Here is a 22,341-nt window from a genome sequence, read left to right as displayed (position 1 = left end):
GGGGCAGTTAGGGTTCAGGAAAAAACGGGACGTACTGCCTTGCGGACCAGATGGCTTTGTTTACTGGTCAGAGACACAATCGGCTTGAGTGGCGGTGCTGTCAGACGAATTCTAACCAGTCTCAGTTTGCCGCGGAAACCGTGAACCTATCCAGCACAAAGTTGACGCTACCCTGCGAGAGCGGCGGTGCGCGTCAGCTTATTCACCGTCACGAAAACCTCGTCCACGTGCCACTTCCATTTAGAGAACGCGCGCAGCTGCAGAACATGCTTCCGCCTTATCTCCGCAGCAAACATTGGACCAAACCCGTTCCACCAATATCAGACAACTTCGTGGCTCACGTCGATGCCTCGCTCGTGCAACAGTCTTCGACATTCCGAAGCGAGAGCGGGAAACGGATGTACAGCATCACCGCAAGGCGGATGATCTCGGAGCTGTTTTGAAATACTTGAAAGAGGCAGGATTGGTCATGGGCGAAAGCTACGCAACACCCCGACCCGCTCAAGCAAAGTTCTTCTGATAAGACCTCTAATTTGGCTCAGCAAGAAAGGGCCATTCCATAATTATCTCGCATCGCTAGCTTTGGATCACCGAATTACGTGAACCGAACAATTGGCGTGGTGCACGACTCTGTTCGCAGTGGAACCTAAAAATATGTCCTCAAAACCAGACTTGTGCGAAGCCAAGACGATGCAATCCGCGTCGCTCTCATTTGCGAAATCGACAATAGCCCTACCCGCGTGCCCAGAGATGAGCCGAGCCTTCGCGCCTGGAATTTCAGAAGCAGTTTGATGCAGGTTTTCTAAGATTTCATGCCGCGTATTGGCAAGTACTTCGCTGGGAATCTGAGACCCTACATACGCCGGAATTGGTTCTTGGACGTGTATCACGGTGAATACAGCGTCCGCATCAGCCAATTGGCGCGCGGCTTTAAACGACGCTTGTGTGTCGTGTTCTTGGTCCAGAGCAACCGGGATCAGGATATTCTTGTACATTTGACCTCCTATCTACTGCTCCGATGATTCCAGTTTGGTTCCTCGGCAGCAGGAAACCTATACAGGCTCGGACTTTGAAGATTTCCCCGCGCTCTTTGTAGCGGCTACAACATCATCAACTGTTTTCTCAACAGCTTCAGCTTCGGTTTCAGCGACATAAGATGCACAACGGGACACGGTTTCGAACCATTCCTGAGCGTCAGCAACCAACCGCTCCGCCGAATGGCGCTGCCACTCCGCCATGCTCTGAAGGGCTTTAGAGGGATCGGACGGGTTCGCGGAAGACACATTGCGTGCAGCTTTTAGAGCCGTCCGGACCGCCTCATGACGCCGTTCGAACCAATGCTGCGCAAAGGCCTCTGTTTCTTCGAGCAATTTTTCTTGCGCGTCCCAAAATTGTTCGATCTGGGCACCGAACGCCAGATTGCCAGAAATGGGCGGCTGCATTTGCTTGAAAACATCCAAAAGTGAGGTCGGGCTATTTGTGTTAGATTTCTTTGTCGGCATCGAAAATTCCTCCTCATTCCCTGAATAGACTATTGTGCCACCTGCGGCGCGCTTTCGCCTTAATACAGATCAAAATCCCTTATTTTTATTACCCTCGGCATAGGCCGCAACGGGACACTCGCATTCTCTCCGACATCGGTTCCTAGAGGGCAGTGTTGGGGTTAGAGTAGTCTAGACAAGAACTTAACGCTTGGATTTCTATGCACATTGCCGGCTTTCTGATTACTCTTGGTGTTCTCTTTCTTGCCGGATTGGCGGCCGACCAACTAGGACGGGCCACGCATCTTCCTCGTGTTACAACCTTACTGTTCCTCGGTCTGATCGCCGGGAACGCCGGAATGGGGCTAATCCCACTCGACGTTGCCATGTGGTTCGACGAGATTTCCATTGTGGCCTTGACGATGGTCGCGTTCCTTCTTGGCGGATCTTTGACCCGCGAGAACCTGGTTCGACATGGCCGGGCCATTCTGACGATTTCGATTTCAATCGTGGTTGCAACCCTTGTTATCGTGTCTGCTGGATTGACCGCAATTGGTATGCCGTTTGGATTGGCAATGGTGTTGGCGGCAATTGCCACAGCTACGGCTCCGGCCGCCATGACTGATGTGATCAAACAATCTGGGGTGTCTAACAGCTTTACCGAGACTTTAAAGGGCGTCGTCGCAATTGATGACGCTTGGGGTCTGATCGTTTTCAGCATCGCCCTGGTTCTGGCCGGTCATTCGGATGGTTGGGCCAGCATCACCGCCGCAGCGATGTGGGATTTCGGGGGCGCCATTGTTTTGGGTGTCACCTTGGGCGTTCCGTCCGCTTACCTAACCGGCCGTTTGAAACCGGGAGAGCCAATGCAGGCAGAAGCAGTGGGCATCGTCTTTCTTTCAGCGGGTCTAGCGCTTTGGCTGGAGGTTTCATTTCTAGTAGCAGGCATGGTTGTCGGCGCGGTGATCGGGAATCTTGCCCGCCATCACGACCGTGCTTTTCATGAGATTGAGCACATTCAGTGGCCATTCATGATCCTGTTCTTCCTGTTGGCCGGCGCCACGTTGGAAATTGAAGCCTTCGGTTTGATGGGCTGGGCTGGTGTTCTTTTCCTATTCTTACGTGCCGTGGCCCGCCTTGTCGGAGGTTACTGCGGAGCAAAACTGGGCGGCCTGCCTCGCCGTCAGACCCGCTGGTACGGTTCCGCTTTGTTGCCACAGGCTGGTGTCGCGGTAGGTATGGCCCTTGTAGCCGGAGAGCAATTTCCGCATTGGGCCGCGTCGATCATGGCCTTTACTCTAGCCAGTACTGTGGCCTTCGAGGTGTTGGGGCCGCCGTTGACTCTCATGTCAATCAGACGAACGGCTGAAACGGATGACCAGATTGGTCAGTGACTATTCAGACTGGATCGATTCAAGAAAGGCGAGCAAATTCGCCAACGGCAGGCCTACCATCATAGGTTGCCCATTAGGTAGAGCCACCGCGATTTGTTGGTCTGTCTCAAACACCGCGCCAAAGATTGGCATTTCGCCCCCATGGGCGAGCAATTGTGAACGACCATCAATCTGTTCAGCTATGCGAACTATCGGAAACACACCGTCGTTTTCGCCCGCCAATTTGGTAAGGTCGGGTGTTCGAATAGCCAACATTTCGGCCATTGGCCCGTCTCCGGTCGCTTCGAAACCGTGACATTGCCAGCAATACGTCCGGTACAAATCACTTCCCTCACCGACGCTGACCTCCTGCGCTAGTGCAGGCCCCGTGACGAATAGTGCCAGTAAAATCCCTCGATAAACCTGCATATTCCCCTCCGAATCTCTGCCACAAATGAAGATCCCATTAAACAGTATAGCTAAGGAACGTCTTTGACCTTGCTCATGTTGTCCGCACCTGCACGAACATTGGCGTTTCAGTCGAATAGCGTTTGAGCGCGCGCCGAATCTAATCCAGCCCGACCTCCAACTACGCAACCTCGTCATCGACCTCACCACCCTTGCGCCCAGACGGCACTCCTTCCAATGCGTTCAAATGCAGACGAATTCGCCAGAGGTGATAAGACACTCGATGCAACCATCTGAGGGCATCCAAGCGAGCCCAGACCACGTCGTCCGGCAGACTGTCAGTCGCAGCGTCAGAGATGAGCAAGTCTCTGCGAAGTTTCCTCTGTCGTCGCAGAAAACGGCGAACGCGGTTCAGCGTAATTTCACACTCCACTGGGTCGTCGATTTCCAAATAGCCATCAGTTGCTGCAATCATCACCGAAGCAAGCCGCTTCAACCGCCAGTCTTTTGGTAACTCGCTTATCCGATCATCTTGGCCACACCGGTAAAGCAACCGGTCAAGATGATCCAGGATATGGTACATATCCTTAATGTTGGATATCTCTGCGTCGGGCATGCTGGGCAGTTCTATTTTGTCCAGATACGAGCGGGCTTCGGACACGGCGGTCTTAGTGTTATCCCGACCAAAATCGATTGCGTTTGTCTGAGATGCCCCCAGACACGACCGAAGGTGCGCCACTTCGGCCCTTACAATGCGTTCGACTGCAGCCTTTGCCGCATCCACGGCTAATTCCGGCATCCCAAGGACAAGCGGATCCAGAGATCTCGTTAACTCAGCACCTCGGTCAGGTATAAGCGCCTCGACAAATCTGGCGAAGGGATTCGCGAACGGCAAGATCAGCGCCACGCCTATGGCGTTGAAGAAACTATGGAACGCGACCAGCGCAGTCAGAGAATTTCCGGCCCCCGCCCCGCTTGCAAACACCGAAGTAAATGGACCTAGCAAGAAAAAAGCCATTGCTCCTGTCATCACGTTGTAGATCACATGAGCAAACCCGGTTCGACGCGCCATCGTGCCCCCGCCCAAAGTCGCCAGAACTGCCGTAAAAGTCGTGCCCACATCCATTCCAATGACGAGAGCTGCTGCTTGAGGGAAGTTCACAGCACCCGCGCTCAACGCAGCCAATGCGGTCGCAACGCCAGCGCTCGAAGACTGCGTCACCATCGTGATAAGCACGCCTATCAATACAAGCTTCAGCCTGCCTAGCAGTGTATCTGGCGGGAAATCGGCAGGAGTCACTATGCCGCGAAATACGTCAAGCCCGGACTTGAGTTGCTCGATCCCAATGAAAATCAAGCTGAACCCGGCCAACGCCAGCCCAAGGCCGGAAACCGCTTTTCTTCCCGAAAGCGCCAGCAAAGCCCCAACAAAAACAACGGGCAACATCACTTGCCCCAGGTCTAGCTTGAACCCCAAGAGCGCGACGAGCCAACCTGTCATAGTCGTTCCGATATTGGCCCCAAAGATGATCCCAAGCGCCTGTGGAAACGTGAGAAGGCCAGACGCGACAAATCCTACTGCCGCGACAGTCGTTGCACTAGAAGACTGGATTGCAGCTGTCGTGACCGCGCCTGTTATCGCCCCGGTAAACGGTGTCGACGTGAACCGGCCCAAAATATCTCGTAATTGCGCCCCTGCCAAAGCCTTCAAACCGTCCGTCATCAACAGCATGCCGATAAGAAAAAGGCCGATGCCACCCAAAGCTGGTAACAGGTTCCAGAACATCGCGAATAGCTTTTCACCTTTGATCTGACATTGCCGAACATTTTAGCTTTGCCTTTAAGTTCGACGGTGTTCGACAATTGGTTTGCATCCAGCATCGCAACCCCGACACTGCAAGTTGATTGACATAGATCAAAGCACCAACATAAATCACATACTGAAATGCGAATGTTTCAACTTGTTCTACGTTCACCGACCTGTCCCCAAGCGAACACTATGGTGAACGGAATTTTGTAGGAGTGGAAGTTCCACCCACGGGGGCTCGGCAGAAGTGGTGGCGAGCCCCCAGTTGGTTGATTGGCGCCCAATGCGCCCACACGTTGAGACACAAAGCATTCGGTGCAGCTTTGACCATAGGATTGAGCTGCTCCGCCAATCGCGGAAAGTAACGAGAAGGACGCCACTGACGACGTTCTGAATGGGCAGTTGGTGGAAATCGCTTATGAGCTCTGTTGATCCAAACGAACAGAAACTCAGACGGGCCCTTACTACCCCGTTGCTCACGCTTTATGGCCTTGGGGTAACGGTCGGAGCGGGCATTTACGTTTTAGTCGGTGCAACAGCTGACATTGCCGGACCGTTTGCGGCGTTGTCGTTCGTTGTAGCCGCGCTCGTCGTATCACTGACCGCGCTTTCGTATGCAGAACTCGCAACACGATTTCCTGTCAGTGCAGGTGAAGCAGCCTATGTTGAGGCGGGATTTCAGAAAGGATGGTTGGCGGTTTTCGTAGGGCTCGCGGTCGCGGCTTCGGGGGTTATCTCTGCCTCTGCCGTTGCAATTGGCGCAGCATCATATCTTCATGCTTTGACCGGTTTTGCGATTCCTGTTTTGACCATCAGCGTCGTTTTGATCATGGGTCTAATCGCGCTTTGGGGGATCACTGAATCGGTCTTTGTTGCGGCCGTCATTACGATCATCGAGATCGCAGGCCTTCTCTTTGTGATTGGCTGGGGCATGTCGGTTCAGGATCCGCAGGGATACGGGATCAGTTCGATGCTTCCACCACTTGAACTCGACGCGTGGAGAGGCATTTTCGCAGCATCACTTCTCGCCTTCTTTGCATTTGTTGGCTTCGAGGACATGGCCAATGTCGCGGAAGAGGTCAAAGACCCCGTGCGCACCATCCCAAAAGCGATTTTACTAACCCTCGTTCTGGCGACCATGTTGTATCTGGGAACCTCAATGACGGTTCTACTTGTTGTTCCGATCGATGTTCTCTCGACATCCGCAGCACCCCTCGCGCTTGTGTTTTCAAACGCCCCCGAGGTGATCAAACAGGGGTTTTCCGCGGTCGCGATTGTGGCGACAGTCAATGGAGTACTGATCCAGATGATCATGGCCTCGCGGGTGATCTACGGCCTAGCTGACCGTAACCATTTACCGAAGGTTCTGGCGATTGTCCCAAAAGCAACTCAGACACCAGTTATCGCTACTTTGCTGGTCGTGGCGATCATCGTTTTGCTGACCCAAACTATACCGATTGGTACTCTGGCAGAGCGCACGTCTCAGATCGTTCTAGGCGTCTTTGTGCTCGTCAACATTTCGCTGATCTTGCTGAAGATGAAGCCGGACGAGGCCGCCAAGCACTTCCGTGTTCCTCTTGTGGTACCGATCCTTGGAGTGATCACCAGTGCATTGCTTTTCGGATCTGGATTTCTCTAACTAAACACAACGACCCAAAGGCTTCCACGAGCTACCACGGCAAATGACGACTGACCAAACTTCAATAGGATCAAAACTTTCGGCCTGGTGGCATAGAACGTTTGTGGATCTGGTTCAGCAGCTGCAATGGTCGTATTTACCGCCATTGATGGTCTACTTCGCTGCCGGCGTGTCCGGCCTGACCTCGGTCGTCGGAGCTTTTTTCCTCAAAGACTATCTAGATTTATCCGCCTCTTTCGTTGCTGGACTTGCATTTTGGGCTGGTATCCCGTGGATACTCAAAATGCCGCTTGGCCATGTCGTGGACCTGTTCTGGCGCTGGAAGTCCCTGCTGATCCTGTTTGGCGCATCCCTGATCACGTTGTCATTGCTAACAATGTATGGGCTTGTGACCGCGCCTGCACAGATGTCCAGTTTCATGCCACTGGAAGACTGGTATGTTGTTGCCTTGCTGTTGGCGCCTTCGGGCTATGCCATTCAGGACGTTGTTGCCGACGCCATGACGGTTGAGGCGGTTCCCAAGGTCAACCAGCACGGCCTCCCGTTTACACCTGAAGAAACCCGTGCACAGCACACGACAATGCAGACCTTGGGCAGAGTCTCGATCATTTCCGGGTTTGCGGCGGTGGCGGCTGTGAACATCTGGATTTTCTCTGGAACCGAAGATCTGCAAAAATCCGAGCGCCTCGCGCTCTATGGCCGAGTGTACCTAGTAGCACTGGCCATACCCGTGTTGTCGGTCAGCGGAGTCGTTCTTCACAGCTTGATCCAGCGTCAACGTGTCCAGCGGGGACACCCGCCCCACACACCGGACGCAGTCACAGAAGTCAAATGGTCCATATTGCTCGGCGGTCTCGCATTCGTGGTGCTCAGCATCGTTCTGGGAACCGCTGATTTCGAATTTGCGCAGGAAACAGTTTTCGCGGTTTCCCTGACGGTAATTCTGTACCTCATGTCGCGCCTGCTCAAAGAGCTGGAACCGGCCCAAGCCAAAGCCTTAATTGGGACAGCGACAATCATTTTTGTTTTCCGTTCCGTTCCTCTGCCGGGACCAGGCCTGACCTGGTTTGAAATCGATGAACTAGAGTTCGATGAGCAATTCATAGCAATCTTGGCTTTGTTGACTTCGCTGCTGGCACTGCTGGGGTTAATTGTTCTGCGACCATTCATGGCCAACCGCTCAATTGCGCATGTGGTGATATTGCTGACAATCGCCGCAGGCATACTCGCCCTGCCTAACCTTGCTCTCTACTACGGCATTCATGAATGGACAGCGGGGCGAACCGGCGGAATTGTAGACGCAAGATTTATTGCCATTCTCGACACCGCCGTTGAGTCTCCACTCGGACAGATCGCCATGGTCCCGATGTTGGCGTGGATTGCACGCAATGCCCCAACTCATTTGAAAGCGACCTTCTTTGCCGTGATGGCATCGTTTACCAACATGGCATTGTCGGCCAGCAGCCTCAGCACCAAATACCTCAACCAGACATACGTCGTCACGCGCGCTGTCACCAAGCCCGAAACCGGTGAGGTCACGTCGACTGCGGACTACAGTCAACTTGGGTACTTGCTGATCTCCGTGGCCCTGATCTCAGTGATCGTTCCACTGGTCACTGTGTTCTTTGTTCAAAACTCGCGCTTCCGAACGAGCGAATGATCACTGGCTTTCCACCTCTCCTAGCAGAGTTCTGAGATGTGAGACCGGGACGCCGATGTTTGAACCACCAAACTCGGGCAGGATCGCAGCATTGATGGCAACGACCTCGCCCTGCCGATTCAATGCTGGTCCTCCACTCCCACCGGTCGTAGTCTCAGCGTCATAAACGATGGCGCTCCCACTTGTCCGCGCGACGATCCCCCGGCTTGCTAGCGGGTGAATCTTGCTTTGAGCGGAAAGCCGGGACGCAATCGACCAAAAGTTCAACGTTCCTTCTGCCTCCAGTTCCTCTAGAAAGCCCGGACCAGCCTGCGCGATCAAAGCTTTCAAACCCGTTGGATATCCCAACAGATAAAGCTCTTCACCAACGCGCGACGTGGCATCCGCCAACGGAATTCCGAGGTCCTGAACGCGGCTTGGCTCAACTGCCAAAATCGCCAAGTCTGCGGCTTCACTGAACCGGACCAAACGCGCCTCTATTGGTTCCGTCTGATCAGGCAAATAGGCCAGCAGTCTCAACATCTCTGGCTCAAGACCAGCGTCGCTCAGCGCTTTCTCTCGGTTCCCCGAGGTCCAGGGCAAAGCGACATGGCGGTTGGTGGCCATCAATGGCACCCCAGCAATCAAAAACCCTGTTCCGGTGAACTGAAATTCTGCAGGTTCGCCGGTCCCGTCCGGTTCGATCCAAGGCTGGCCAAACGGGGTCTTCAGGTTCTCTCCGTTAGGTCCCAACACATGCCGTAAAATCTTTCCGCTTTCCACATGGCGCAATCCGTAAGCCCCCTGAAGGAAAGCGACCGATCGAGTGGAGGCAGCGATCACCCGCGTTGGTGCTCCCGCCCGCTGCTCCAAGGTTCCAAGACGCTGCTCGGTCGACAGAACTTGGTTTTCAAAAGCATCACGCAACGAAGCCAGGTCATCAGGCGTAAGTGCATCTTCTCGCGTCTGGGCGAGCATAACCGCGACCGCTTCGATTTTACGGGACTCCTGTTCGATACTATCCGCCAAGCGCCGGTCGTTTTGGTAAAGTAGGTACCCAAACCCCGCGATCACAAGAAGCGTTGCAAGTACTGTGATCCTGAACAGTGTCGTGGTCTGAGACGCAAGCCGCAGCCCACTATCGCGCAAGGCACCAGACAGCTTTTTAGCGAAAGGTCGGCGGCTCGCTCGGGCGTAGGCATATGCGTCACTAAAGATATCTTCGACCGTATGGTGCGCGGGAAATGAGTGATCGCACAACCTGTATCGAGACATAGGACCCTTTTCGCCAAACTCGATCATGTCGCCATGCCTCAGAGACACCGATGAGGCTTTTTGTCCGTTTACCCATATATTGCGCCCTGCTGACGCGGTTATTGTGTAACCGTCGTCAACCCACTGTAGGGTCGCAATATCGTTATCATGCGGAGGCAGGTTGCCTTTAGGTCGAAGGCTTAACACCCTGCCATCGTCAACAGAAACGGTCAGGGCTTTATCGACCAGCCAGTTCACGTTTCCGCGCGATGGTCCGGTCAGGCTCTCCAGAAAGGCCCAAACCTCACCTTCAGCAGCATGTCCAGAGGGTGTAATGCTACTCGCTTCTGGTTTTTGCATTATGGCCCCCTATCCAAACGCGTGAGGGCATTCTACCACGCTGCAACACCAAACCCATGGCCTGGTGCGAATGTACAAAAAACGCATTTATATAAACACTTGCGATGTCTGCCCGGATTCAACCAAAAAACATCATTCAGGCCGCAACTCAAAGAAGGCCAATCAATGATCGACCCTCTGCTTTGGCATTTTCAAGCCTCGTATCGAGCCAACTGACCGTCTATTTCGACGATACCTTGATCTTACGGCTTGGATCCTGAGGCTCAGTCTTCGGCATTTCGATATGCAGAACGCCTTTGTCGAATGTTGCTGAAATCTTGTCGATTTCCACAGTGTCTGGTAGCGACATGGCTCTGGAAAAGCTGCCATAGCTTCTTTCGCTGACACGCAGGTCGCCCGTTTCATCATGCGCAATCTTCTTCTGACCGCGCAGGATTAGCCTACGATCCTTGATTTCAATTTCCACGTCATCCTCTTCCAGCCCTGGCAATTCAGCCGTCAGGACAATCGCAGAATCCATTTCTTGGACGTCGATTGCCGGTGAAATCGCACCTCTCATGTCAAGAGACGGAAAACCCGTGCTTTGCGCAGCCGTTTCCATCGGCAGGAAGGATGATCCTCCCCCCAAAAAACGCGACATCAACGTTTCCATTTCACGCCGAAAGTTGTCGGAGAGCGGATGCGTTCCAGTGAAAAGTTGCGGGGACTTTTTGTCTTCTAGCATTTTTTGAGCCTCCTCCTTTGGTCTGATTTCGCGCGCGCAACATTATGGCAGAAAACGCGGTCAAGGACCTTGATCTTGCGCAAGCATACAACCTCATCCGTCGCCAGATCGCTCGCACCGGTTGAACGAACAGAAACGAGAACCGTCGTCCAACAGACTTGCCAGGTCGTGCTGGAGTTAACACCAATCTCAGTAGTCTTGATCGGAACCCCAGGTCAGCTTAGCGTTTATTCTAAATGAGCCTGAGTTGCCTACCTTTAGCGCAGTGGAGCAAAACCGTATGAAATGGCCTTATCTGGCGCTGATTTACGTTTTGCTGATCTTGGCTCCCTTGGGTTTTTCTTGGTCTCTGGGATGGCCACCGCGATCCTTTCATCAAGAGCTCGCGTCCGGGCTTGGAATGCTTGCGTTTTCAATAATCTTAGTCGAGTTCCTGCTGTCTGGCCGGTTCAGGTTCATCTCTTCCGGTCTGGGTATGGATGTAACCATGCGAGTGCATCAGTTGATGGCACGTACAGCACTCGGCTTTGCGCTGATACACCCGCTGCTTTATCAGGGTACGCCTTCTGGCGGACGCCGCCCGTGGGATGAAACAAACCAACTTACGATTTCGACCGACTTTTCTACGCTGGTATCGGGCATCGGCGCATACTTTCTGCTGTTCATTTTGGTCGCCTCGGCAATTGCCCGCAAATCCCTTGATTACAAATACGAAACATGGCGCCTCTTACACGGGCTGGGAGCCTTGGTGATCGCATGCCTGCTGTTCCATCACACGGTCTATGCAGGGCGCTACGGTGGGCATCCGCTATTGACGTATCTCTGGCTAGCCCTGACCAGTATTGCAGTTGGAACTTTGCTGTATGTCTATCTCGTTCGGCCTTTACGTCAGAGGAAAAAGCCGTGGCGCGTCACGTCTGTGTCTAGACTAACACCGAAGCAATGGGAGTTGCGCCTCAAGCCCGATAGTCACAGCGGACTAAACTTCGAAGCAGGGCAGTTTGCCTGGCTAAACGTCGGCCACAGCGCTTTCTCGCTGCACGAGAACCCATTCTCGATTAGTTCGGCACCCGCCGAAGGCTCCGAAGTTTCATTCGTGATAAAGGAGCTTGGGGACTTCACATGCGGTCTGGGACAGATCGCTCCGCAAACCACTGTCTATCTGGATGCCCCACACGGGAACCTGTCGATCAGCCTCCGCAATGAGACAGGCATTGTTCTGATCGCAGGTGGTGTCGGGATCGCGCCCATGTTGAGCATTATGCGTCAAGTTCGACTGAGTGGAACACAAAGCGATCTCAAGCTTATCTATGGCAACCGGGTGGAGGAGCAGATTGTTTTTCGCCAGGAGTTGTCCAAAGAAGACACAGTATTTGTTCTATCCGAACCGCCAAAGGATTGGCGCGGCGAAACAGGTTTGATCGACGGTCCCCTGTTGGACCGCAATTTATCTTCCAAGCAATTTGAGAGCTGGCTTTTTGTTCTCTGCGGCCCCCCTGCCATGATGGACGCCGTCGAAGATCATCTGATCGCTCGGGGCACCGCGTCACACCGGATTTTGTCTGAAAGGTTTGACTATGATTAGACTGATCAGAAACCTGCCCGCACGCCAACAAGTGAAGGTCACTGTTTGGTGCATCAGATTTATAATCCTCGTCGCTGTCTTGGCCTTTTCTTTAAGGTAGCAAAACAAGCCATTGGGCCGTGGCCAGTCTCAAAAATTGTCCGCCAAAAAGGCCGATTTGATTCGAGATGTAGGTCGCCGCAAACTTCCTTAAAAACATGCTCTGCGTGGAAAGCAAAAGCGTACCACAACTCTCCCGATACGCTCCCATGTACGCCTTTGATGGAGATCAAGGGCAACGCAGGCCACTTATTCATAATCAGCAATCTATTCAGACCGGTTTATGGGAGGATCGGAATGACCGTACTCATCGCCTTCGCTACAGTCGAAGGCCAGACAGCAAAGATTGCGCGCTTCATCAGCAGTGTAGCGAAGAATGCCGGTTTCAACGCAAAGCTGATCAATACCGATGAAATGCCCAGCCACGTTTCTCTTGACGATGTGGTCAAGGTCGTTCTTCTGGCCCCTGTCCACGAGCGTAGGCACCCCAATTCATTTGAGGCATTTATCGCTTCAAATAGAGATGCCTTAATGAAGCGAAAGTCTCTCGTGCTTTCCGTCGGTTTAAAAGCTGCTTTTGCGTCAGGTCGAGAAGAAGCACGCGACTATCTTGACGAAATGCTTCTTCGAACAGCTTTTGAACCAAATGCGACGGCTTTGATCGCAGGCGCGGTGAGGCCCGAAAACTACGGGTATTTTGAGAGGGAGATCCTTAAGCACGTCGTCTTGCTCGGTCGAAAAATCGATCCACGAGAAGGAGCAAGGGAGTTTACTGACTGGAATGAGCTAACGTCAATTGTGATAGATTTCCTTGGCGAAAACGGTCGGGCGAACACGCTTCAACCTCAAGCAAACACTTAAAAAAAACGGTTTCTCAAGTATTTACCGATGATTTTTAATAGCTTTGGCTCCCAGAAAGTCACAGTCGTCGGCTCACTTCATCAGTGTCCGAAAAGCACTGGTAAAAGCTTCGTAGGCGGCAGCCATCGAAACAAACAACGTGTCACCGCCATGGGGCGGGACCTCTAGCGCGTGTAGGATCGAGCCCATGGCGGGCTCCTGATCATAAGAGTGGTCGGTATGCCACCCCTCTCCCACAGCCTCTTTCTGATCCTTCTCTTTCACCACCGTGGCAATCTCTGGGTGGCCGTCCAGCGGTTTGAAAAAACGGTTCACTTTGATTAGGCCGAACCTTCGCGCAAACGTTAAATGCTCTTCCGGGCTAACGTTTTGACCCGTCAGTACGATAACGGAATACACTGCAAAGGCTGACTTAATTGCGTCGAATTGATCTTTACGCCGGATGTCCGCTCCGACGATTTCCACACCCAATCCACCGGTGAGAGGTTTTACTTCTATGCGCCTTCCTCCCTGCTTCGCTCAGCCTAAAGAACGAGAAATATCACTTCAACACAATCGGCGCCGCTTCATACAATTCTAATGGAAGATCGTCCGGATCGCGGAAAAAGGTAAACCGACGTCCTGAAAATTCATCGACTCGTATTGAGCCTCCCCAACTGAACGGGTCCACCGTTATGTTTAGGAAACGGAGGACTACGAATGGCAAACAAGCGACCGAGGCTCAAGAGCGTCCAGCTAGTGGCCGCATTGTCCGCGACCCGGTCATTGCGGGAAGCGGAATACTGCGAGATGCACGAATGTTTGGTTTGGTGAAGCTGCATTGCGGCGCTCGAGGATGCCACCAAGGTCCGCCTTGGGCCGCCCTCAACGAAGCCTGGCGGTGCAAGTTTTGAGATGCCGCGCTTGCTCCAAGGTCGGCTTAGAGCCCAACGCGGACCTTTTTTGCCCGAGAGCCTCATTTTATAGAAATAAAACGATAAGTTGCAGTTTGCCAGAATACACGATTTACTTGCTGTCAGCCCCCATAACGGCGGCAAACATGAATGGTCAACATAGTGGCGAAAAACATGGATGCCCACAAACAACAAGCTGGGAAATCACAACCGTTTCTCGTATTTGATAACGTGAAAAAAACTTACGACCAGAAGAACTTGGTCGTAAAGGGTTTCGATATGCAAGTCGAAGAAGGAGAGTTCATCACTCTTCTTGGTCCCTCAGGCTCCGGCAAAACAACTGTCCTGATGATGCTAGCAGGCTTTGAGAGCGTTACCTCAGGCGACATCGCAATAAAGGGTCAATCGATCAATCGTATCGCACCCTATCGTCGAAATATCGGGATGGTGTTTCAAAACTACGCGCTGTTTCCGCATATGACAGTGGCGGAGAACTTAGCCTACCCGCTTTCGGTTCGGAAAGTGGCAAAGGCTGAAATAGATTCCAGAGTGGTTGCCTCGCTTAAGCTCGTAGAGTTGGACGGGTTTGGCGGACGTTATCCCGGCCAGCTCTCTGGTGGTCAAAGACAACGCGTGGCCTTGGCAAGATCGATGATTTTTGAGCCGACGCTTATCCTTATGGATGAGCCGCTGGGTGCGTTGGACAAGAAGCTGCGCGAACAGATGCAGTATGAGATCTCGCGCCTGCACGAGCAATTGGGTGTTACGGTCATATACGTGACGCATGATCAATCCGAGGCGCTGTCGATGTCCAACCGGATCGCTGTTTTTAACGACGGCGTCGTACAGCAATGCGCCCCGCCCGCGGAACTCTACGAGCGGCCTTCAAATGCGTTCGTGGCCGAGTTCATTGGCGAGAACAACTTTATCGATGGCCACGTTCAGTCGATCTCAGGCGATCAAGCCAAAGTCGTTACGCCGGGCGGCGAAACCGTGGTTGCTATGGCTGGCCAAGGGTTGAGCGAGAATTCCGGTTGTCGTGTGTCGGTACGACCCGAGAAGCTGTTCATACACCCGACATCGCATGATCACGACAACGAGGTGACCGCGGCGTTCATAACGCGCATCTATGTGGGCGATTTCATCCGTTATTATTTCAGGCTGGCAAACGGTTCAGAGATTATTGTCAAAGTCCTGAACGATTTGTCCGCCCCTGAGTTTTCAGAAGGCCAGGACGGGAGTCTGATGTGGCTGACTTCGGATTGCATTGCGTTCCCTGTATGAGGTTGCGCGAAGTAATGAAAGGGAAAGCGGGACCCAAAGCTTCTCGCGACAACAGGAGGTGAATGTGATTAGAAATTCTGGATTGCTTACATGTGCTGCTGCACTGGCAATGGTTTCATCGGGAGCCATGGCACAAGATCTGACCGTGACGTCGTTTGGTGGCGCTTACGGGGCGGCACAACAGAAACACATGATCGACCCATATATGGCCGACAGCGGCGTCAACGTTTTGTTTGAAGACTACGGCGGCGGCGTCGCCGAAATGAAAGCGCAAAGCGAATCCGGCAACATCCAATGGGATGTTGTTGATATCGAGGTGATCGACCTCGAGCGTGCTTGCTCGGAAGGGTATTTGGAAGTCATCGATCATTCGATTTTGCCGCCGGGCGACGACGGTACACCCGCTGCCGAGGACTTTATTCCCGAGGCATTGCACGAATGTGGCGTCGGGAACATCGTTTGGACCATTATTTTCGCATACAACAACGATGCGTATTCCGACGGCCCTACAACGATCGAAGACTTCTTCAATACGGAAGCGTTCCCCGGCAAGCGCGGCCTGCGCAAACGTCCACAGGTAAACATGGAATGGGCCCTTCTGGCCGATGGCGTGGCACCAGACGAGGTCTATGACGTTCTATCCACCGATGAAGGTCAGGCAAGAGCCTTCGCGAAGCTCGACACAATCAAAGACGATATCGTTTGGTATGATAGCTGGTCACAAGCACCTGTTCTTCTGAACGACGGTGGTGCCCAGATGGTGCAGTCCGCCAATGGTCGTATCTTCGCCGCCATCAAGGAAGAAAACGCCCCCTTCACAATGGTTTGGGATAGCCATGTCTATGACCTTGATGTTTGGTCGGTCATGAAAGGTACTGATAAGCTCGATACTGCGCTTGAGTTCGTCAAATTCGCAACTCAAACCGTGCCTCTATCAGGTATGCAAGACGTGGCTTACGGCCCAACACGCAAGTCTGCTCAGGCGCTCTTGCCGGATGACGTCAAGCAGGATCTGCCGACAGCACATCTTGACGAAGGTGTCAAAGCAGACGGCATCTTCTGGGCCGACTACGGTGAGTCACTAGGCGAAAAGTTCAACGAATGGCTGCTTCAATAGTCTAAGAGCACCAACCTGCGCCGTTCAATCGGCGCAGGTTCATCGACCGGAGACGAACAATTGCCCGAAACCACCAGCGTCACCCCAGATGGGTTGAGCCGCGAAGATGCCCGTAACGCCGCGCGTGAATACCGGTCACGGCGTTGGAGAGCTTTTCTGTTCGTTGTGCCCCTTCTGGCATTTATTGGTTTCTCATTTGTCGCACCTATAGCCTCGATGCTGTACCGCGGTGTCTATAATCCGACTGTTGCCAGCCTCGTACCCGAGACGCTCGAAAAACTGCCAAGCTGGCAAGGCGAGGAACGTCCAAGCGATGAGATTCTTAGCATCTTCGCCCTTGATCTAAAGAGGCTCGCCAACGATCGCACTTCTGGTCAACTGGCGGAAGAAGTGAATCGTGCCCTTCCCGGGTCCTCCAGCGTCATCAAATCCTCCGCTCGCAAGCTGCGTCGTGTTGATGACAGCGAGCTAGCCAATAATGGCGCCGCGATCCTGATTGATGCTAACGCCAAATGGGCAGAACCAGAGATCTGGCAAGCACTAAAAAAAACCGGTCAGGTCTATACCGCCGGATACTACCTGACTGCGCTCGACCTCGAGAATGACCCTGACGGCGGCATCCAACGCCGCGAGACGCAGATTTACGTCAAGCTCTATGGCAAGACGCTTCGGATGGCGCTGATCATAACGATTTTGACTGTTATTCTTGGTTACCCGCTAGCCTATGTCATGGCCAACAGCTCCAGCGGAACGGCGAACCTCCTGATGGTGTTTGTCCTGTTGCCTTTCTGGACCTCGCTTCTTGTGCGAACCACCGCATGGATCGCACTGTTACAAACAAACGGAGTGGTTAATTCCACCCTGCTTGCCCTGGGTCTGACCGATGCGCCACTTGAGATGTTGTATACGCAATTCTCGACCATCATTGCGATGACGCATATCCTGTTGCCTTTCATGATCCTGCCACTTTATTCGGTCATGCGTGGCATTGATCCCAGTTACATGCGCGCGGCAATGTCGATGGGCAGCCCACCGATCCCGGCCTTCCTTCGCATTTACCTTCCGATGAGCTTGCCGGGCCTGTCAGCGGGCGCGTTGTTGGTTTTCATAATTTCAGTAGGCTACTACATCACTCCGGCATTGGTTGGGGGCACGGATGGCCAGATGATCTCAAACATCATCGCCTTTCACATGCAGCAATCCAACAACTGGGAGCTTGCAGCTGCCCTTGGCTCGCTTCTGTTGTTCTTAATCCTTGCGCTCTACTGGCTCTATGACCGGTTCGTGGGCGCGGGCAATATCAAACTGGGTTAGAGCGATGCGGAAGTTCCCAGAGTATTTTACCTTTTGGCACATTGCTGGACATTATAGTCTGCGTTTCTCAGCTTACCTGGTACTCGTTTTTCTGATGTTGCCAATTTTAGTTATTGTGCCCCTGTCTTTCAATGCAGAACCATTCTTTACGTTCACTGAAGGTATGCTTTCGCTAGACCCGGATGCCTTTTCCCTGCGCTGGTACCAGGCAATCGCACAGGACCAGAAATGGACGCTTGCCATCTGGAATAGTTTTGTCGTGGGCACCGCCGCTGCGATTTTAGCAACAGGATTGGGAACACTTGCGGCGGTTGGTCTCGCGTCGCCTTGGATGCCATTTAAGCGCTTGATCACTGCGCTTCTTCTCTCGCCCATGATCGTGCCATTAATCATCATCGCTGCCGGCATGTTCTTTTTCTATACAAGCTTTAATTTGGTCAGCACCTACCCTGGCCTAATAATTGCTCATGCAGCCCTTGGCGTACCGTTCGTTATCATCACTGTCACCGCAACACTGACTGGCTTTGATCGTTCACTATTCAGCGCTGGCCTTAGTCTAGGAGCTTCGCCAACTAAAGTGTTTTTCGATGTGGTTATTCCGATCATCCGGCCAGGTGTCATCTCTGGAGGACTGTTTGCTTTCGTAACTTCATTTGATGAAGTAGTCTTGGTGTTGTTTTTGGCGGGTCCAGAACAAAGAACAATCCCTCGCCAGATGTTTTCAGGGCTACGCGAGCAGATAAATCCGACGATCCTCGCGGTAGCAACGCTTTTGGTGCTTCTATCCATAGCTCTCTTAGCAACACTTGAATTGCTGCGCCGTAGATCCGAGCGTCTTAGAGGTACTTCTGACTAATTGCACCGGATTTAAGAAACTGGATTACTTCAGCCACGAAGAATGGTGACGATTCATCATAATCAAGAGAGTGAGCTTTCTTTAACCCAAAATTGATGCACTAAAAAATTGGTGGTTTGTCCTCCGAGCCGGCGCTCGAAGGGCGATTGATCGCTGATAAGCGGTTAGCAGACACAAATGGCGCGTTTGTCCGCAAAGTAGACGTTCAAGCAAGTTGCAGCGAACGACCGCGATTCGGACAAAGCTCCACTTCGCTGCTGAGCAGCATCCGGACGGAAGAATGTCTGAAACGCGAAGAAAGCGGGTTTTGCAAAGTCTAGCTTGAACCCCAAACGGGCGTGCGCTGAATTCAAGCAGAATTGAACTTCGCGGCTTTTAGAAAAAAGGGTTGTGAGTTTCCTTCTTTAATTCGCAGTATCCCAAATCATACCAAGGTGAGAGGATTAACTATGAAAACAGCGGTTGTGACTGGCGCCGCGGGAGGGATGGGGCAGGCCATCTGCCGCCAATTGCAGACAAACGGGTTGCATGTGATTGGTCTGGACCTCAAAGAAGAGCGTCTGAACGAACTGGCATCAGAATTTAGTTCGGACTTCACATCTATTTATGTTGATCTAACGGATCCTTTGGCCGTGGCTCAAACGTTTGAGCGCATTAGGACAGCCTATGGCGGTCTGGATGCTTTGGTAAACAACGCTGGCACCTGCTTTATGTCTGACTTCCCGCACATTCCGCCCGAGGAACTCGAAAAGCAGATGGCAATAAACTTTAACTCTGCATTCCATTGTTGCCAGCAGGCAGTTCAATTGATGTTAGAACGCGAAGGTGTCAAGAAGATTGTAAATATCTCATCGAACGGTGCTTACAATTTCGATGTGTTCGACCCCCCTCATTACCGTGCGTCAAAAGCGGCGATGGATACACTTACTAAAGACCTCGCCCGTCGATACGCTCAGGAAAAGATCTGTGTAAATTCTCTGGCTCCTGCCATGACTGAGACACCGTTGTTCAATGTGTTAACTGAGGAAGTCTTGGAGAAAGCGGTTAATGCCATGCCGCATGGTCGCGCGATGCTGCCCGAGCAAATCGCCTCTTGGGTCGGTTTTCTCATTTCGCCGGCCGGTGATGTTTCTAGTGGGAATGTGATTATTCTGAACCAAGGGCGCGACGTCAGATAACTCTCGGGTGCGACATCACTTTTCGGGAAATGGTCCACGGTGTGGGGTCAGCTGTAGACTTCTGGTGCTTTCTTCAGAACAGGCCACTGCTTTGGACAATGCCCATAGATTACAAAGGCACCTCGCTCGGACGCTAGACGCATCAACCTGTCTGCGCTGGCAATCGCTGCATCTTCGTTCCAAGATCCGGCAAACTTCTCGTCGATTTCTGCTGGTCGGGAAATCGCATCACTGGTTAATAAAATCACCTCCGACGGAAGATCGACCATAACGGCGATCTGGCCAGGTGCATGGCCCGGCGCCGCCAAAACGAAGATGCCCGGTCCAAGCTCTACGTCGCCATCAACAACCAGGTAATCCTGATCGGGCCACTCCAATGGCCGCATATCGCCCCAGTACAACGGGCGGGGTAAGGCTCGCTCCGCAGCAGAGATAAGAATTGGACTGCTTGGAAAGTCGCCGAGTGCCCCGATATGGTCGATATGGGTGTGCGTACAAATCTGTAATGTAATATCTGACGGAATAAGCCCAAGTTTTGCCAGTTGTGCGCGTGGCAGATTAGCTGGTTCACACTTCAGGACCTCGCCAAACTCGTACAATCGATCTTCATTGATCGCGGCGTCGGTATCGTTGGCATATTTTTCAGGAAACCCAGTATCGATGAGTATTGCTTCTCCTAAATCTGTCCGGATCAGAAACCCGCAGATCCCTATGATGCGGCCAGTGGAATGGACCTTGAACAGCCCATAGTCCAAAACTGCAAGGTCAATCGGTCGCCCTTTGACAAATCCCTTTGCTTGCACAGAATCTCTCCCAGATTGACTACAAAGATTTTGAGTAGAGCATGAAAGTCAAGATACACACACTCTTTCAGTACCTTCTGGATACCACGGAAGCGGATCCAGAAGCTTTTGTTGGGTTTTCCTTGTCCGAGTCGCCGCGTTTGGGTGAGTTCATGGATGCGCTGGATCCAGCGCTGCCGTTGGATTGGAACCAAAAGAGCTTTCGGGGTCTGCCTGCTTTACGACGGCATGTTCTGGACCGCGCCGGCCTGTCTGATGATTGCAAGCCAGACGACGTCCTAATCACCGCCGGCGCAGCAGAAGCCAATTATCTTGCATTCATGCAATTGGTCCAACCGGACGACGAAGTCGTAACGGAACGCCCGGGTTGGCCACAAGCGAGCGTATTGGCAGAGGCAGTTGGCGCGACGCTAAAAGTTGTCGACCGGGAAGAGAGTGCTGGTTGGGTATTGCCGCTCGACAAAGTTGAGGCCGCAGTAACAGAACGCACTCGACTAATCTTTATAACCAACCCCAATAATCCCACCGGGCAGTTGATGACGCAAGCAGAGCTTGAAAGGCTTATTCAAATTGCAGATCGCGTCGGCGCATGGCTGGTTGTTGATGAGGTTTATGCAGGATTGGAGTGGGTCGGATCCCGTGCCCCTTCGATTGCTGGTTTGTATCCTAGGGGTATCACGACAGGCAGCGTTTCCAAGGCATTGGGGCTCCAAGGGCTGCGAATCGGCTGGATGGTTTGCCGTGATCCCGATTTGATTTGGGATGCTATTATTCTGCGGGAAAACTCGAGCGAAATTATGAATATTCTCGGCGAAGTCATTGCCGAAATCGCCTTAAGGCCTGACCGATATAGCCAGGCTTTGAAAACTGCGCGGGCAGCTGGGATGAAAACGCTGGAACGCCTGGATCGGTTTGTTGCCGATCAACCCGGCCTCGATTGGGTCAAACCTCAGGCTGGATTGATTGGTTTGGCACGGCTCGATGGGATTGATGGCGATGTTTTCGCCAAACGCTTGCTGGCAGATCCCTATCGGACGTTTCTCTTACCGGGCTCGTCTTACGGGATGCGGAACCACATCCGACTGGGTGTGGGGGGAGGTGCTGCTGCCAACCTTGACCTTGGCCTAGAGCGCATGGGCGAACTGTTGGCGAACTGGTAGATTTAGGACACTCATTTCGACTTCTCGGCCTGCAACGCCGGTCAAAAAGTGCTACCCGATCAAAGCTGACATTGAGCGTCTTGATGGTGCAAGTTCACCCGCCATGTGCTGACAGCTTTTCCGCTAGAATAGCGCTGGTTGCGCGCTAGTTCGAAGATGGAACAACCGATTCATAACCAAGGTTCGAAATGACAGGTTGGACAACTGAAAACGTCCAAGACTATCCGCGACCACCTGCGCTACGGGCTGTACCCCATCGAGTGCGGATCGAACTCGGCGGTCAAACCATCGTGGAGACCGATCAGGCGTTTCAGGTTCTCGAAACCCATCACGCCCCCACGTATTATATTCCGCCGCAAGACATTGATGCCGTTCTGACGAAGGCCTCGGGTAGATCATTCTGCGAGTGGAAGGGTGTTGCGAGCTACTGGGACGTTCAGAGCGGGGCGGCCGCGGCAAAGAAAGCTGCGTGGAGTTATGCTGCACCAACCACCAGATTTGAACAGATTAAGGGTGCTGTCAGACGAATTCGAACCAGTCTCAGTTTGCCGCGGAAACCGCGAACC

20 protein-coding genes and 1 pseudogene are annotated in these 22,341 nt (G+C 52.8%); 12 read left to right on the top strand and 9 right to left on the bottom strand.

All coding sequences use genetic code 11. From position 1 onward, the window contains the following. Window positions 1-200 precede the first annotated feature (200 nt). The 3 genes and pseudogenes from GOV90_RS21120 to GOV90_RS00095 form a co-directional block, all read right to left on the bottom strand. A pseudogene (locus GOV90_RS21120) lies at window positions 201-471 on the bottom strand (IS6 family transposase); the annotation flags it as partial. Between the two features lie 116 nt (window positions 472-587). Next, window positions 588-995: a universal stress protein gene (locus GOV90_RS00100; RefSeq protein WP_171089142.1), complete on the bottom strand. Its 408-nt coding sequence runs from the start codon at window positions 993-995 to the stop codon at window positions 588-590. Window positions 996-1,052: 57 nt separating this feature from the next. After that, on the bottom strand, window positions 1,053-1,502 hold the full coding sequence (locus GOV90_RS00095; protein WP_171089140.1) for a phasin family protein: 450 nt from the start codon (window positions 1,500-1,502) through the stop codon (window positions 1,053-1,055). Between the two features lie 200 nt (window positions 1,503-1,702). Between GOV90_RS00095 and GOV90_RS00090 the strand changes: the two genes are divergently transcribed. Next, window positions 1,703-2,875: a cation:proton antiporter gene (locus GOV90_RS00090; protein WP_171089131.1), complete on the top strand. Its 1,173-nt coding sequence runs from the start codon at window positions 1,703-1,705 to the stop codon at window positions 2,873-2,875. Here the strand turns inward: GOV90_RS00090 and GOV90_RS00085 are convergent, their stop codons facing one another. Together GOV90_RS00085 and GOV90_RS00080 are read right to left on the bottom strand one after the other, a co-directional pair. Continuing rightward, a complete protein-coding gene (locus GOV90_RS00085; RefSeq protein WP_253284728.1) occupies window positions 2,876-3,283 on the bottom strand; it encodes a c-type cytochrome in 408 nt (135 codons plus the stop codon). 160 nt (window positions 3,284-3,443) lie between these two features. After that, window positions 3,444-5,048 carry a Na/Pi cotransporter family protein gene (locus tag GOV90_RS00080; RefSeq protein ID WP_171089130.1) on the bottom strand — a complete coding sequence of 535 codons (1,605 nt, stop codon included), beginning with the start codon at window positions 5,046-5,048 and terminating at the stop codon, window positions 3,444-3,446. Between the two features lie 439 nt (window positions 5,049-5,487). On the opposite strand from GOV90_RS00080, the gene GOV90_RS00075 reads away from it, so the two are divergent. Further along, the gene (locus GOV90_RS00075; RefSeq protein ID WP_171089129.1) at window positions 5,488-6,708 is read left to right on the top strand and encodes an APC family permease; all 1,221 of its coding nucleotides are present in this window, start codon (window positions 5,488-5,490) and stop codon (window positions 6,706-6,708) included. Between the two features lie 103 nt (window positions 6,709-6,811). After that, window positions 6,812-8,368, top strand: a complete 1,557-nt coding sequence (locus GOV90_RS00070; protein WP_371732472.1) for a hypothetical protein — start codon at window positions 6,812-6,814, stop codon at window positions 8,366-8,368. Here GOV90_RS00070 and GOV90_RS00065 read toward each other — a convergent pair whose 3' ends face one another. Both GOV90_RS00065 and GOV90_RS00060 read right to left on the bottom strand, forming a co-directional pair. Next, window positions 8,369-9,961, bottom strand: coding sequence for a trypsin-like peptidase domain-containing protein (locus tag GOV90_RS00065; RefSeq protein WP_171089127.1), 1,593 nt, complete (start codon window positions 9,959-9,961; stop codon window positions 8,369-8,371). Between the two features lie 220 nt (window positions 9,962-10,181). Then, entirely contained in the window at window positions 10,182-10,601 is a 420-nt protein-coding gene (locus tag GOV90_RS00060; RefSeq protein WP_171089126.1) for an Hsp20/alpha crystallin family protein, read from the bottom strand. Between the two features lie 364 nt (window positions 10,602-10,965). On the opposite strand from GOV90_RS00060, the gene GOV90_RS00055 reads away from it, so the two are divergent. Continuing rightward, window positions 10,966-12,270, top strand: a complete 1,305-nt coding sequence (locus GOV90_RS00055; protein ID WP_171089125.1) for a ferredoxin reductase family protein — start codon at window positions 10,966-10,968, stop codon at window positions 12,268-12,270. 336 nt (window positions 12,271-12,606) lie between these two features. Then, entirely contained in the window at window positions 12,607-13,170 is a 564-nt protein-coding gene (locus GOV90_RS00050; protein WP_171172800.1) for a flavodoxin domain-containing protein, read from the top strand. A gap of 72 nt (window positions 13,171-13,242) precedes the next feature. On the opposite strand, the gene GOV90_RS00045 is transcribed toward GOV90_RS00050, so the two are convergent. After that, the gene (locus GOV90_RS00045; RefSeq protein ID WP_171091119.1) at window positions 13,243-13,668 is read right to left on the bottom strand and encodes a TauD/TfdA family dioxygenase; all 426 of its coding nucleotides are present in this window, start codon (window positions 13,666-13,668) and stop codon (window positions 13,243-13,245) included. A 545-nt stretch (window positions 13,669-14,213) separates the two neighbouring features. Here GOV90_RS00045 and GOV90_RS00040 point away from each other — a divergent pair. The 5 genes from GOV90_RS00040 (at window position 14,214) to GOV90_RS00020 (ending at window position 19,812) form a co-directional block, all read left to right on the top strand. Beyond that, window positions 14,214-15,347, top strand: coding sequence for an ABC transporter ATP-binding protein (locus GOV90_RS00040; RefSeq protein WP_371732471.1), 1,134 nt, complete (start codon window positions 14,214-14,216; stop codon window positions 15,345-15,347). Between the two features lie 127 nt (window positions 15,348-15,474). Next, window positions 15,475-16,464, top strand: coding sequence for an ABC transporter substrate-binding protein (locus GOV90_RS00035; protein ID WP_245223352.1), 990 nt, complete (start codon window positions 15,475-15,477; stop codon window positions 16,462-16,464). Window positions 16,465-16,524: 60 nt separating this feature from the next. Further along, window positions 16,525-17,778 (top strand): ABC transporter permease, encoded by a 1,254-nt coding sequence (locus GOV90_RS00030; RefSeq protein WP_253284729.1) that lies wholly within the window; start codon window positions 16,525-16,527, stop codon window positions 17,776-17,778. A gap of 4 nt (window positions 17,779-17,782) precedes the next feature. Continuing rightward, a complete protein-coding gene (locus tag GOV90_RS00025) occupies window positions 17,783-18,634 on the top strand; it encodes an ABC transporter permease (RefSeq protein ID WP_171089118.1) in 852 nt (283 codons plus the stop codon). 449 nt (window positions 18,635-19,083) lie between these two features. Beyond that, on the top strand, window positions 19,084-19,812 hold the full coding sequence (locus GOV90_RS00020) for an SDR family NAD(P)-dependent oxidoreductase (RefSeq protein WP_171089116.1): 729 nt from the start codon (window positions 19,084-19,086) through the stop codon (window positions 19,810-19,812). 47 nt (window positions 19,813-19,859) lie between these two features. Here GOV90_RS00020 and GOV90_RS00015 read toward each other — a convergent pair whose 3' ends face one another. Continuing rightward, window positions 19,860-20,615, bottom strand: coding sequence for an N-acyl homoserine lactonase family protein (locus GOV90_RS00015; RefSeq protein ID WP_171089115.1), 756 nt, complete (start codon window positions 20,613-20,615; stop codon window positions 19,860-19,862). A gap of 41 nt (window positions 20,616-20,656) precedes the next feature. Here GOV90_RS00015 and GOV90_RS00010 point away from each other — a divergent pair, with 41 nt between their 5' ends. Next, window positions 20,657-21,775, top strand: a complete 1,119-nt coding sequence (locus tag GOV90_RS00010) for a pyridoxal phosphate-dependent aminotransferase (protein WP_171089113.1) — start codon at window positions 20,657-20,659, stop codon at window positions 21,773-21,775. Between the two features lie 290 nt (window positions 21,776-22,065). Next, on the top strand, window positions 22,066-22,341 hold a 276-nt coding region (locus tag GOV90_RS00005; protein WP_371732481.1), incomplete at its 3' end, for a DUF427 domain-containing protein.

The sequence above is a fragment of the Ruegeria sp. HKCCA5929 genome (assembly GCF_013034525.1).
Lineage (GTDB): Bacteria > Pseudomonadota > Alphaproteobacteria > Rhodobacterales > Rhodobacteraceae > Ruegeria.
The sequence above is the reverse complement of the archived record's forward strand: the minus strand, read 5'-3'. Positions and strand labels throughout refer to the sequence as shown.